Genomic DNA, 13,768 nt, shown 5'->3' on the forward strand with positions numbered 1-13,768 from the left:
CTTAAGCGTCCCCCTTTCCAAGGCGAATACGCGGGTCGATGATGCCGTACAGCACATCGATCAGCAGCATGACAAAGATGTATAAAGCGGAGTACAGGAAACTGATCGCCAGAATGACGTTATAGTCGCGCACTTCAATCGCCTTGACGAGAAGCGAGCCAAGACCTGGAATCGCGCAGATTTTTTCGATAACCATACTTCCGGTCATCAGGCCAACGATAATCGGACCGAGAACGGTGATTACCGGAATCAGACAGTTGCGGATTGCGTGCATCCAGATCAGACGGCGCTGCGAAATGCCTTTGGCCTGCGCGAGCAGAATGTATTCGCTGCCCAGCACTTCAATCATTTCCGAACGGGTAAAACGCGCGACGTTGGCGACAACGCCAAAGGACATGGCGACCATCGGAATGATCGAAGAAGCGACCGGCCGGGCGTTGTTGTAAATGACAGGCAGAACGGGCATCTGTACGCCGAAGAGGATCAGCAGCAGAAGACAGATGACAAAGGACGGGATGGAAACGCCGATAACAGACAGGATCGTCGCAAAGGTGTCCCAGAAATGGTTGCGGTTGAGCGCAGCCACGATCCCGAGAATCAGACCGAAAATCGTACCGATGACGCAGGCGCCGATACCCAGACCGAACGAAACGCCGATACGGGGTCCGACGAGTGCGGAAACCGGCATGTTGCGCTGAATCGCGTAGGAAATGCCAAAGTCGCCTTTAATCATGTTGGCAACGTAAATAAAGAACTGCTGCAGCACGGGCTTGTCGAGTCCGTAGGCTGCGTAAATCTGTGCTCTCTGCGCCTCGGTCAGTTTCTCATCGTTGAACGGCGTACCCGGCATCAGCTTAAGCATCAAGAAGAGTACGAAAACAATCACAAATAACGTAACGATGGAAATCAGAACCCGACGCAGGATATATCGGATTGTTGATTTGTCCATAATGAATCCTTCCTAAAAAACGGGCCCCTGGCCGGGACCCGTTCAAAACATGTCTTTGGCAGGAAAGCGGTTATTCCGTTTTGGCAAGGTTCTTATAAATATAAGGAACGCCGAAGGAATGGGCTTCAATGCCGGTAACTTTCTGGTTTACAAGGCTTGCACCACCGACCTGGAAGATACCAACAACTGGGGAATCTTCCATCAGCAGTTCTTCTGCCTTGTGGAGAAGTTCCCAGCGTTCTTCAGGAGTTGCTGCGTTGGCTGCATCCTGAATCATCGCATCGTATTCCGGGCTCGAGTAATCGCCGTAGTTGTAGGAATTGCCTGTAACCATCAGGTTAAGATACGTGGTCGGGTCGGCATAGTCCGGACCCCAGCGAGTCAGAACGATGTCAAAGTCGCGGGCTTTCTGGAGTTCAATGCGGTTTTCTTTTTCCTGGCTGACCATTTCGATCGTCAGACCCGGGAGTTTCTGAATTTCGGACTGAATGAATTCAGCAGCCGGTTTGGCGGGATCGGATGGCTCGTAGAGCAGACGCAGGCTGATGGAATCAACGCCGAGTTCTTCCTTGGCTTTGTTCCAGTATTCTTCTGCGGCTTTCAGACCGTCATCGCCGACTTCTTCGTAGAACTTCTTGGCACCATCGGTGTAGTCCTTGCCGTCAGGTCCAGCGGCGAAGGCTTCCGGAACGAAGCCGCCGATCGCAATGGAACCGTCCTTGAGGACGTTGTCGCAAAGGTCGGTACGGTCGATGACGGTAGCGATGGCTTTGCGCAGGTTTTCGTTTTTCAGGTATTCATTGTTGAGGTTGTACTGGAGGTACCAGAGGTAGCCTTCGAGGTACGTGGTGTAGCTTGGGGAATCCTTGTATTTGTCAACGAGCGTGGAGTTGAGCTTGGTGAAGTCGGTCTGTCCGTTTTCAAAGCTCAGTGCGGAAGTAGACGCTTCCGGAACGATGTTGACGTCGATTCCGGCAACTTTGACGTTTTCGGCATCCCAGTAGGATTCGTTCTTGTCAAAGGAGAGGGAAGAACCCTTGGTCCACTGCGTCAGCTTGTATGGACCGTTGGCCAGCAGGTTGTCCGCGGTCAGACCGTAATTGTCGCCCTGCGCTTCAAAGAATTCCTGGTTGATCGGGTAGAATACCGGGAATGTCATCAGCGAAAGGAAGTACGGGCACTTCGTGGAAAGCTTGACTTCAAAGGTCTTGTCGTCAACGGCCTTAATGCCGAGCTTCTTGTCGGTTTCGCCGTCATAGACAATGGCTTCTGCATTTTCTACGCAGGCACCGTCTGCAGTAAACAGGTAAGCGTATTCGGCTTTCGGGTTTGCTGCGGTGTAATTCCATGCAAATACAAAATCGTTGGCCGTAACCGGTGTTCCGTTATCCCAGTTTGCGTCGCGCAGATGGAACGTGTAGGTCAGACCGTCATCGGAAAGCTCATAAGATTCCGCAATGCCAGGAACGGCATTTCCGTCTTTGTCCATCGTTTCGAGGCCTTCAACGGAAGCAGCGATCATCTCAAAAGACATGCCGTCTGTTGCGTAGCTGCTGTCCAGGGAGATCGCATCATTTTCCTTGGCCAGAGTCACCCGCTCACCGGTAGCGGAAGTCTTTGTACCCGACGTCTCAGAAGCGGAAGTCTTTGTGCCCGACGTCTCAGAAGCGGATGGCGCTGGCTGAGAGGAGCAGGCAGCAAGGGAAAGACCCATTGCACCGGCGGTAAGAACTGTGAGAAATTTTTTCATTGTTCTCCTCCATAAAAATTTATTTCAATTATAGATAGATGAAAATAATTTCCAATCTCACGGAAACAACTTTCACAAATTTCCGCAAAAAATAGGCTGAAACCGCTTGCATCTGCTGAACTTTTTCTTTGTTTATATAGTCGGTGCGGTGCTTACAGCCTGTGAACAGACCGCCTGTAAAAAAAGCAGACCCATTCGTAAGGCAAGCTGTCTGCGTGAAAATAAAAGATCAGGACTTTAGAAAGTCCTATGCTGATCAAAGATGAAAAAACTATTCGGATCCGATACGCCTCCAAACGTGCCCGACAGGCGGATGGACGCATCCGCCTGCTGCCCGCAAGCCAAAAGATATATCCGGCGCAGAGTGTGGTGAAATGCTATTCTGAAACCGGAACGTACAGAAGATTGCCGGTGATAAAAATGCACCGCAGCTTGTGTACGAAAGGCAGATCGAAGCCGGAAAAGAGGCAAAGGCCCGGTTTCCCGCTTCGTTTCGCCGATCCGGATCAAAATCCGGATCGTAACTATACCGCCCATAATATATTGAAAGGAAAAACGTATATGTACATCGCGAATCCAGACCGTTATAAACAAATGGAATACCGCCGCTGCGGCAATTCCGGTCTTCTGCTTCCCACCCTCTCGCTGGGCCTATGGCAGAACTTTTCCGACCATTCTTCGTATGAAAACATGAAGAAGATGATCCTTACCGCCTTTGATCACGGCATTACCCATTTCGATCTGGCCAACAACTACGGACCCGAACCTGGTGCCGCTGAAAAGTATTTTGGCCGCATTCTCAAGGAAGAACTCATGCCCTATCGCGATGAGCTGATCATTTCGACAAAAGCCGGCTACGAAATGTGGGACGGCCCGTACGGAAACTGGGGTTCCCGCAAATACCTGCTGGCCAGTCTCGATCAGTCGCTGGCCCGCATGGGTCTCAACTACGTCGACATTTTCTACCATCACCGCATGGACCCGAATACCCCGCTTGAAGAAACGATGGGGGCCCTCGCCCAGGCTGTTCGCGCCGGCAAGGCGCTGTACGCTGGCTTGTCCAACTACGATGGCGAAACGCTCAAAAAGGCATGCGCCATTCTCGATGAGCTGAAAGTGCCCTACGTCATCAACCAGAACCGCTACTCGATTCTTGACCGCACCGTGGAAACCAACGGCGCGCTCGCAGCCAGCAACGAACTGAACAAAGGCATGATTACGTTCTCCCCGCTGGCGAAAGGTCAGCTGACCGACCGCTATCTCAACGGCATTCCCGCTGACAGCCGCATTCGTACCGACGGCCGCTTTCTGCATGAGTCCGATCTGCCCGAAGCCAAAGTCGAAAAGCTTCGCGAGCTCAACGAACTGGCGAAGAAAAAAGGCTGTGAGCTTTCCGCGCTCGCGCTGCGCTGGCTGCTCGACAAGGAAGGCGTTACGTCCGTTCTGATCGGCGCCAGCAAGCCCGAACAGATTCTCAAAAATCTCAAGGCGCTGGAAACGCCCTCGCTTACTCCAGAGGAAATGGAGCAGGTCGACAAAATTGCCGCCGAAATCCACGCGATTGAAAAACAGAATCAATCCAAATAAAGCCAGTTCCAGAGGATATCGCTCAGAATCCGAAAAAAAGTCAAAGTCTAAAAGCCGCCTGTATTTAGCAAGTTCCCAGAGAATTTCGAAAGCCCAGGCGGCTTTTGCGGGATGAGAAAACTTCGACTGGAGCGGAACGAATGCGTGCTTCATTCTTTTTAAAGCAGCTGTTTTTTACGCGGGTATACTTGCGAAATGAAAGGGGTCGAAGGAAAAAGAAATCGAGGCAGATGGACTGGATCCAGACGGTGAACAAAGTGGTAATTCCCGCTTCAAAACGTGGAGAAAGGAGCAGAAATTCCGTCCGTTTCTGCTGCGGATCCGCGGCGATCTTATGGATGCCCTTGAAATGCGAACTATCATGAGCGAGTTTTCGTCTGTTTTTTTTAAGAGGACTAAGGCGGATGCCGCCGGTGGGGTGTCTGGCCTTCTCCCGCCGCTTACCCCCTGCCAGGTTAAGGAGCAGAATGCGTTCGCCAGAAGTGCCGTCAGCGGGTTTAGAAAATCGGTAATTTTTGCCAAATCGCTAAGACGGCCGATGACGCAGACGTGAAGAACGGAAAAGTGCGAACAAACGATCGCTGCCTGACGTATTCGAAAATCGAGAATCGAGAATTGAAACGAAATTGTGCAGCAGATTAAGAACAGCGCGAAGGAATACCCGATCCGGCGGCGACTTTGAAATCGCACCGTGCCCGCATGAAACCGGCTCGCGTTGAGACAGGATCCCTTTGAGAAAGGATACAAAGGAGCGAAAGGACAGTCCAGGTTGCCTTGAAACGAAAATGAGGGTTTAATCCCTGCAAGCTTTTTGGAAAACTCGCCGAGATTAAACCCTTAAAAAATTTAGAACGTCTGAAAAAGAGCGGATCTGCTGGATTTTTCCAGTACAGATCCGCTCTTTGCACAGCTTCAGTTCAGCTGAAGGGTGCTGTATCCTCTGTCTGTTTCCTGAAGCTTTTACCTGGACTTATCCCTGCATTTTTTACGGGAATCTGCCATTTTCAGATTTGAAACGGAACAGAACATACGCATTTTCAGATGGAAGACGATTTCAGTTTTTCAGCTTCAGGGTTCAGACGCATTTCAAGCCAGAGCGTGTGGAGGTTTTTCACCGCATTATCAATGACGGTCTGCGAGTTCGAGGTGAGCGCATTTTTTGCGGTTTGCAGGGCCGTATTAAAGCGGGTGTGGATCTCGTTCGGATTGCGGTACTCGCTCAGATCAATCTCTCCAATATCCGAAAGCAGCATACGCAAAGCGGTTGTATCCACTGTCGGTTGAGCCGGTTTTTCTTCAAGAGCTGCTTTTGCTTCGGTATAGCTCGTGAGCAGGCTGTCGATCTGCGCCTTTGAGGCATAGTCCGGTCCCTGACCAGTAATGGAGGCAGCCATGCAGTCTTCCAGAGCTTTTCTGGCGGCCGTATAGGCGGAAGCTGTTTCATCGGTATAGCCGGAGAGGTCAAGAGCTTTGTTCGCATCCAGTGTTTTATAGGCATTCGATGCGCTTGTCGCCAAGGATACCGCATACGCAAGACGCTCGGCAGAATCATCTACTTCCGCCTGCGAACTGAAGGTATCTGCGGGATTGTCGAGTGCTGCTTTGCCTGCACTGGCTTTCTGCGTGAGATACGTCTTCCACTGCTGCGGCAGGAGGGTATCCTGTTTGGCAGCCAGTGCGAGTGCATCATCGTAAGCTTTTTGGAGGGCTTTCAGATCGAACGTTACGACAGGTTCTTCACTCAGAGTCAGCGTTTGTTTTGCGACAGTCTGGTCGGTATAGGTGCTTCCGTTCCAGGAATCCGTGGTCCGAATCGTAACAGAAGCCTGTACATTTCCGGAAAGATCCTGCAGATCAACAGAAATCGTGCCTAAAGACGATGCGTCTTTGCGGATCAGCTTCTTCGAGATTGTTGTTGAGCCTTTTGTAATGGTCAGTTCCGCTTCACCTACAGTCTTGCCAAGTTCTGTTTCGAGTGCGCTGAGGTTATAGCTGACGGTCTTGTGTTCGGTATCCAGAACCAGTTTCGTGTTCTTGATCGATTCAGAGGATGTAATAGGTTCGACCATATCCTGACGGGCAATCCGGGAATTGCTGTCGAAGATACCCATTTCCTGAATCACCTGTTTAGCCATGGCAATCTGACCAGGACCTACGGGGTGAATGCCGTCTTTTCCGCCGGAATGGTTGAACCAGAAGCCGGTGGAGGTAATCGATTTTTCATCGGATTTCTGTTTTTCATCAAACAGATCGAAGTGGTCGACCAGAATGCATCCCTGTTCTTCGGCAACTTCTTTTACCCACCTGTGGATATCGTCATTGCGTCCGATATGTCCGGCATGCGCCTGGTTGACAATTTTCGGCGGAACGCGCAGAACGACAACTTTACCGTCTGCTTTCCACTCTTTTACGGCATCCGAGAGATGTTGTTTGTAGTCCGTGTAGAGCCAGTGGTTTCCTTCTGATGGACCATAGGCTCCATCGTTGGTACCGAGCATGCAGATGACAACGTCCGCTTCCTCTTTCCAGCGATCGTAGCGCTCATCTTTGTGCGTAAAGTAAGAACCAAAATCAGCATTCGAAATAGCTCCGTTGATGACAACGTCATTTGGACGATTCAGATCGTCATGGACGTAGCGTTCGAAGACATCCGGAACGCCGGTAAAGCCGTCTGTATAAACACCATGAGTGATCGAGTCGCCAACAAACAGCCAGGTCGTCTGCTGCTCCCGGGTCGTATACTGCTTGACCAGTTTCTGCAGGTCGGTCAGCTGATCGTAATCTTTTGCATCCGTAACTGCAGATGTTCCGGTCGTACCGGTTTTCTTCTTGTAAACAACAGCGCCATCCGCATTGACGATCGTGAAATCAAATGCGGTCTCTGGGTTCAGACCATTGAAGACAACTGCCTTATTCGCAAACGCCTTTTTCGTTTTCTGACCATTCACTTCCAGAACGCCATAGTAGGTTCCGTCTGCCTGAATGGAAGCCTGCACGGAATTGGAAGTGACGGTGAAGACCGGCGTTTCTTCTTTAAGCGGAGCCAGCGGTGTGAAGGAATACTTGCTGAGCGTATTCAGATTGGCTGTTCCCATATCGCCGACACCGACAGCTGCACCAAGCTGGTTGCAGATCAGCAGATGACCTCTGGCGTTCAGGTTACCGTTTGCATCGAAGGATTTTTCATCCTCGCCGGCAGCCTTGAACAGGGCTTCGTGATCCACTACGACGATGGAATCGCCGTATGTTGAGAAGTCTGCTGCAATCACTGCATCGACAAGAGCTTTCAGATCTCTGGAAGCGTCCCCTTTTACAGGCGGAATCTGAAGCAGGGTGAAGCGTTTGGCTTCAATATTCTTTGTCAGGATCGATTTCAGACTGTCTTTGATCTGCTGGTCGCTCAGAGATTCGTTGCCATCGAGCATGAGCAGGACAGAACGCGGGCCATATTTATTGATCAGAGAATCGTACTGTTCATCGATAGTTTTGATCGTGTTGCCTGGAATGGAACGGTTGATGACATAGCGCTGGCGGTTGAAGTTGGCCAGGTCGTATCCGCCGTTGGCATTGTGGTCGAGACTGATGTTCAGATGGAACAGTTTGTAGTAGGTTTCGTTGTAGCCAAGGATATCGTTTCCAGCGGACGCCAGGCCGCCGCCGACAGCTACCCAGTGCTTATTTCCGGAGGTATCAAACAGCTGATTTTTCGTTAAAGGGGCTTCATCCGCTTTTGTCAGTTCGATGAGCTCTTCATTGGAGAGCGGTTCGTCCACAACGGCTGCATAGTCGATTTCACCATTGAAAAGTCCCGCAAAAGACGATGTGTCTGTGCCTGCTGCTTTGCGAACACCGCCGATCAGAACTTCATCTGCAGCGCCGCCAAGCCGGGTAAACAGACCTGCAAAAGACGAGTTATTTGGATAGCTGAAGACTTTTGATCCATCGAGTGTCACGCAGAAGGTATCGGCTTCGCCCAGGTGATCGGCATCTGCACTGGAGAAGGCGATCGTATGCCACTGTCCATCAGCAACCGATCCTAACTCAGCTTTAGCGCCTCCGGTTAAGTCAAAGCGTGCTTTCTTGCTTGCCTGCACGCGGCCTTCAATAGCGCCGACTGCGTTGTCTGCCGGCCATGCCGCCTGAGCGTAAACGCCGGCTTTATGAGCAAAGAACAGGTTGTATGGATTGGCAGTCGTATTGGATTTGAAACGAATGACGACTGCACCGCTTCCGATATTTCCAACACGGGTTTTCAGATCCTCATCTGCACCTTCAAGGAAGTTATAGGGCAGACGTGTTCCGTCAAAGACGGTTGGATTTGTTCCGGTGTCTTTTTTGAAGTCGTGATACAGGACGGAAGTTTCTTCCAGTCCGGTGCTGACGGTATGGGAGAATTCATCGGTTTTTCCATCGGTCGTCACTTCAATGCTGTACGTATGGGAACCGGATTGCTCAGGAACGTCCTTATATGGAGAAACAGCTGCTTCGGCAACAACCTTGCCATCACGGGTGATCTTTGCGTTTCCGCCGCCGTTCCAGGTAATCGTATTTTTGAAGACGCCGCCTTTGACTGTACATTCAACTTTTACGGGATCCGGTGTCGGATCAACCGTACTATCAGAGTCAATGTTTTCATTGGCTGCTGAAAGAGCTGCACATTCTGCTTCGGTCAGAAGTTCGGATGTGACAAGGACGTAGTCAATCTCGCCTTTCCAGGCTTTGCTTACATTTCCGCTGGCATCTTTGACGCCGCCGATTGCTACAGTATCCATCGGTGTGGTTTTGGTCAGAAAGCCATTAAAACTGGCGTTTTTAAATGTATTCGGGTTTGTCGCACCGGTTAGCCCGTCTGCTCCATCGTAGAAATAGGTCAGACGGTTATTCAGACAGTCAGCCGGGGCACGGTAAATGACCGTATGCGCATTGTCGCCGGCTGCAAGATCCCAGTTGCTGGCATTTGTTCCCATGCACTGGCATTTGTTGCTGTCTGTCAGTTCATAGCCGAATACTGCCTGGTTATTCTTATTGTTGCGATATCCGAAGAACCGGTCTGCGCTGCCGGACTTCATGCCAAGAAATGCGCCGCCCGCTGAGCTCAGATCGGAAGAATGTTTGGCTCTTGCGATCACGGTTCCTTCGGTCATGGCTGCAAGTTTAGCGGCTGCTGCTGCATCTACGGAAACAACATTCGTTCCGTCAAATACGGTACTGGTTCCTCCGGTTTTCGGATCGATCCAGCAAAGCGTGCTGCTTTCCGCAAGAGATTTCAGGCCCGTTTCTTTGCTGGTAAGCTCTGCCGTTTCCTGTTTCGTATCGTTGTCGATAATTTTATACGTAACTGTTTTGCCGAGACCTGCATTCACATCAATGAAGCTGCCGGCTGTCAGTGCTCCAGCATCGGCAAGATCAGAGAATGTGCCGTCTTCATTCTTTTTCTGAATCCGATAGGTATGGCCGGCTTCTGGTGTAAAGGAAATGCGGACTGTCGAGTAGCGCGTATGCAGAGCTTCATCAATCTGCAGCTGTTCTCCATCCGTTTTCTCGCTCAGATCCGGAATTTGATCGGCTTGGATATCTGCATTTGCCTGCGAAACCGCTGCACACTCCGACTGAGAGAGCAGTTCTGAAGTAATCAGAACGTAATTGATCGTTCCCTTCCACGGGAAAGCCGTGCTGCTTCCATTGGCGTCCGTTACGCCTCCAATGGAAATTGCATCCATCGGTGTGGTCTTTGTTAAGAAGCCATTAAATTTCTCGTCTTTGAAAATATTAGGATAAGAGGCGTTGATCAGACCGTCCGCGCCGTCATAGAAGTAGGTCAGACGATCGGCAACGCAATCCGCCGGCGCGCGGTAAACGACTGTGTGACCGTTCTCGCCTGCCTGCAGGCTCCAGTTATTCGTGTTGGAACCCAGACAGGTGATCTTGTTTGTATCGGTCAGTTCGTAGCCGAAAGCAAAAGGCAGTGAAGTAGCACTGCTGCTCCGGTAGCCGAAATACCGGTTGCTGGTTCCGGATTTGATTCCAAGGAATGCTCCGCTTTGCGTTGCGACTGCATCCGAGCTGAGCTGAACCTTGGCAATTACTGTACCCTCATTCAGGGCTGCCACTTTAGCAACCGTCTGTGCATCCATCTGCACCGTATTGGTTCCATCAAAAACCGTGGCCTGTCCATCCGACTTCGGGTCGGTCCATGCCAGAGTACTGACGGCGGCCAGAGCTTCAAGGCCTGTTTTTACGCTTGTAAATTCCGCCGTTTCCTGCGGCTGATCCGGATTGGTCACGTCGACGATCTTATACGTCGGTGCAGTACCTGTTCCGGCCTTTTCATCAATAAAGCTGCCCGTCGTCAGAGCGGATGCTCCGTCAAGATCTTCAAACGCGCCTGACGAATTTTTTTTCTGAATCTTGTACGTGTGAGAGGTCTCTGCAGTAAAGGTGATGCGTACGGAACTGTAGCGAGCAACTGTTTTCTCGTTCAAGTCAAGTACGACTGCATTTTCATCGGCCAGCGGGCTAGCCTGATCCTGTGCAAGAAGCTGCAGAGGCGCTCCGGTTACAGTCAGTGCTGCAGCCAGGAAGGCAGATGCAAACCGGTTTTTCAGTTTTTTCATGTTTTCTTCCTTTTCCTGTGTTGTTGAGTTTTCCGTTTCCTGCGTCTGAATCTGCAGAGTCGCTCCATGAAATCGCCCGAAAATTTGAAGCACTGCCTGCGGTTCTGACAGGTAAAACGGGAAGAATCAGCTTAATCTTAGGCATTTTTCCTGCGACGCTTTTTGTTTTGTTTTTTTGTATACACACTTTCCCAAAAAATAGAAAACGCTTACTGTAAGAAAAGCAGACCGGTTTTCCAGAATGAAAACCGTGGACAAAACGCGGCTTTCGTATACATAAAATCCAATCGGATCCGGATACTCAGACGGAATGGATTTTCCAGGCCATCGTCTCCCCTGCCGGGTACCGATTCTCCTTTCTGAATCAGGGGCTGCGCAAAACAGGGCTCTGAATCGCCATAGGCCTGTTTCGCTGTTCAAATACGAATCTTTATTTATTGCGGACCTGCATTTATGACCTGCATTTATGACCTGCATTTATGATCTGTATTTATATGGATCTGTACGGGAAGATCTGGCCCCATATTTGCTTCAATCCGGCTGCAAACGCCGCCTGCAAATCCAGTTCAACCAGGTTTTTAAAAGGGAGGACCATGCCTTTCCCATCGCAGACCCCGATGGATCGGCCAGTGAAAAACACAGCGAATTGCGGCTGCGGTTGCAGCTGCATCGGAAATCTTACGAGGATAAACTGGCGAAGCCGAAATAAGCGGGTTTGCACGTGTTCATTGAAGAAATATCGAACAATGGATTCGAAGATCCAAAAGCGAAAACAGAGAAATTCATAAACGGAGACACAGATCGTTCTGGGAAGATGCCGGAGAGGATCTGTGTATTTCTTCGGGTTGGGGACAATCGTTTTGTCTGTGCGTATTCCGGTTCTTGCCCGCATCTTTTGCCTCTGTTAGTATCGGATTGCACTCGCATCGACTGCCCGGTTAGGCAGCCAGCGTTCTGGCTTAAGGGGACAAAAAGAACAGGGCAGAACAGAGAGTCAAAAAGGCAAAATCAGGCCTTTTCAAATACTAAGGGGGACGGCTTTGTGGCAATCCGTACAGATATACTTACCTGGTCCAAAGGGGACTTAATGGAAACCTACTGGAAGGTTTTCTTTCACCGCCAGAATACGCAAAGCGGATGGATAAGGGATTTTTATACGTTTTTTCTGAATCGAAGTGCGCGAAAGCATGGCGGCTACATTGGCAAGGACACCTGGTTTGCTTCGCGGCCAAGACTTCCGCACGGTCTGCATGGCATTTATATTTCCCGCTACGCAAAGATCGGGGAAGAATGCTGGATTTATCAAAATGTAACGATCGGCGAAAGCAAGGGAAAAGCGCCGGTGATCGGGGATCACTGTCTGATCGGGGCCGGAGCGGTGCTGATCGGCGATATTTCGATCGGGGATCATGTAAAGATTCAGGCGGGCGCGGTCGTGAGCGAGGATGTTCCTTCCCATGCAACCGTCTTCGCGCCAAAGCCGACCATTCATATCTCCTCTTTGCATGAGTAGAGAACACGTATTCAAAACAAACGAAAAGTACAAAGAAGCAAAAATCGCAATCACGAAAATACAGAAACACAAAAAGGAAAGGGCAATTCAGGCCAGATTCTGCTTTTGAGCAATCGGATAGAGGATGCACCAAAAACACAGACAATCCCAAAGGTGAACATTAAAACCGGCGGGATTTTCTATAATGAAGGAAAGAAAGTCTGTCTCCTTTTGAGGCAGACCGTTCAAAATCAGGCTTTGCCTGAGAAAACAGAATAGAGTAAGGACAATATGATGAAGAAAATTCCAATTACGGATCTTGACGGCTTTCAAATCGGTCAGGCTCAGGATCGCCAGCAGGGAACTGGCGTAACCTGCATTTTATCCATGGAAGGCGCAACGGCAGCCGTGGATGTGCGCGGCGGCGGGCCGGCAACCCGTGAGACGGATCTGCTCGATCCCAAAAACATGGTGCAGAAGATCAACGCCGTCGTTCTTTCCGGCGGCAGCGCCTTTGGACTCGAAAGCTCTTCGGGTGTCATGCAGTATCTGAAAGAAAAAGGCGCAGGCTTTGGCATGAAGGGACTGGTTGTTCCCATTGTGTGTCAGGCCTCGCTGTTCGATCTGCCGTGCGGATCGCCGGATGCCTATCCCGATAAAGCCATGGGCTACGAAGCCGCAAAAAACAGTGAACACCCAGAATGGAAAAGCGGCTGCTTCGGAGCCGGAACGGGTGCGAGTGTCGGCAAGCTCATGGGGTTTGAAAACGCGATGAAATCGGGTATCGGTTCGTACGCCTGTCAGATCGGCGCGCTGAAAGTCGGTGCCATCGCAGCCGTTAATGCATGCGGGGATGTTTTTGAACCCGATTCGAAAAATCGTCTTGCGGGAATTTATCATCGCGCATCCGCTATGGAAATCAATACCGAAGATGCGGTACTGAATATGGTAACCCAGGCCATGGAAGGCATGAATACGACCATCTGTGCTGTGATCACCAACGCCGATCTCAACCAGGCGGAGATGACCAAACTCGCCGGCATGTGCCAGAACGCGCTGGCCCGGACCATTCGTCCTGTACATACGCCAAACGACGGCGATACCGTATTTACGATGACGACCAATCAGGTGCCGATGGACCTGACAGCGGTGTCTGTTGTGGCCATTAAAGCGCTCAGCGAAGCGATCGTCGACGCCATCAAGAGCGCTGAGCCGATGTTTGGCCTGGAAAGCTGGTCTTCGCTCGAAGAGAAAAAGGCGAAGGATAACGCGTAACTCCCGACTCTGTATGTATAGCTTCGCCAGCGCAGGCGGAGCGCAAAACGTGAATTCTTAAAACCAGAAGATAAGCAAAAGGCGGCAGACCTTCACAAAAC

7 protein-coding genes are annotated in these 13,768 nt (G+C 50.6%); 4 read left to right on the top strand and 3 right to left on the bottom strand.

Annotation, left to right across the window (positions count from 1 at the left end; all coding sequences use genetic code 11):
* Position 1 precedes the first annotated feature (1 nt).
* Positions 2-949 (bottom strand): ABC transporter permease, encoded by a 948-nt coding sequence (locus Afil_RS00510; protein ID WP_230266569.1) that lies wholly within the window; start codon positions 947-949, stop codon positions 2-4.
* Positions 950-1,019: 70 nt separating this feature from the next.
* Positions 1,020-2,699, bottom strand: a complete 1,680-nt coding sequence (locus Afil_RS00515; protein WP_230266570.1) for a peptide ABC transporter substrate-binding protein — start codon at positions 2,697-2,699, stop codon at positions 1,020-1,022.
* A gap of 561 nt (positions 2,700-3,260) precedes the next feature.
* Here Afil_RS00515 and Afil_RS00520 point away from each other — a divergent pair.
* Positions 3,261-4,286, top strand: coding sequence for an aldo/keto reductase (locus Afil_RS00520; protein ID WP_230266571.1), 1,026 nt, complete (start codon positions 3,261-3,263; stop codon positions 4,284-4,286).
* A 1,037-nt stretch (positions 4,287-5,323) separates the two neighbouring features.
* Here the strand turns inward: Afil_RS00520 and Afil_RS00525 are convergent.
* Complete coding sequence (locus Afil_RS00525) at positions 5,324-10,900, bottom strand: SGNH/GDSL hydrolase family protein (protein ID WP_230266572.1); 5,577 nt, start codon at positions 10,898-10,900, stop codon at positions 5,324-5,326.
* A gap of 466 nt (positions 10,901-11,366) precedes the next feature.
* On the opposite strand from Afil_RS00525, the gene Afil_RS00530 reads away from it, so the two are divergent.
* The 3 genes from Afil_RS00530 (at position 11,367) to Afil_RS00540 (ending at position 13,667) form a co-directional block, all read left to right on the top strand.
* The gene (locus Afil_RS00530; RefSeq protein WP_230266573.1) at positions 11,367-11,609 is read left to right on the top strand and encodes a hypothetical protein; all 243 of its coding nucleotides are present in this window, start codon (positions 11,367-11,369) and stop codon (positions 11,607-11,609) included.
* A gap of 378 nt (positions 11,610-11,987) precedes the next feature.
* A complete protein-coding gene (locus tag Afil_RS00535; RefSeq protein ID WP_230266574.1) occupies positions 11,988-12,413 on the top strand; it encodes a serine acetyltransferase in 426 nt (141 codons plus the stop codon).
* Between the two features lie 270 nt (positions 12,414-12,683).
* Positions 12,684-13,667 (top strand): P1 family peptidase, encoded by a 984-nt coding sequence (locus Afil_RS00540; protein ID WP_439647317.1) that lies wholly within the window; start codon positions 12,684-12,686, stop codon positions 13,665-13,667.
* Positions 13,668-13,768: the final 101 nt, after the last annotated feature.

The sequence above is a fragment of the Allobaculum fili genome (assembly GCF_020969955.1).
Classification (GTDB): Bacteria; Bacillota_I; Bacilli_A; order Erysipelotrichales; family Erysipelotrichaceae; genus Allobaculum; species Allobaculum fili.

Excerpts from the sequence above, each read along its gene's own strand:
- Afil_RS00515 (WP_230266570.1), bottom strand. The coding sequence starts at position 2,699 with ATGAAAAAATTTCTCACAGTTCTTACCGCCGGTGCAATGGGTCTTTCC.
- Afil_RS00525 (WP_230266572.1), bottom strand. The coding sequence starts at position 10,900 with ATGAAAAAACTGAAAAACCGGTTTGCATCTGCCTTCCTGGCTGCAGCA.
- Afil_RS00520 (WP_230266571.1), top strand. The coding sequence starts at position 3,261 with ATGTACATCGCGAATCCAGACCGTTATAAACAAATGGAATACCGCCGC.
- Afil_RS00540 (WP_439647317.1), top strand. The coding sequence starts at position 12,684 with ATGATGAAGAAAATTCCAATTACGGATCTTGACGGCTTTCAAATCGGT.
- Afil_RS00510 (WP_230266569.1), bottom strand. The coding sequence starts at position 949 with ATGGACAAATCAACAATCCGATATATCCTGCGTCGGGTTCTGATTTCC.
- Afil_RS00535 (WP_230266574.1), top strand. The coding sequence starts at position 11,988 with ATGGAAACCTACTGGAAGGTTTTCTTTCACCGCCAGAATACGCAAAGC.
- Afil_RS00530 (WP_230266573.1), top strand. The coding sequence starts at position 11,367 with ATGACCTGCATTTATGATCTGTATTTATATGGATCTGTACGGGAAGAT.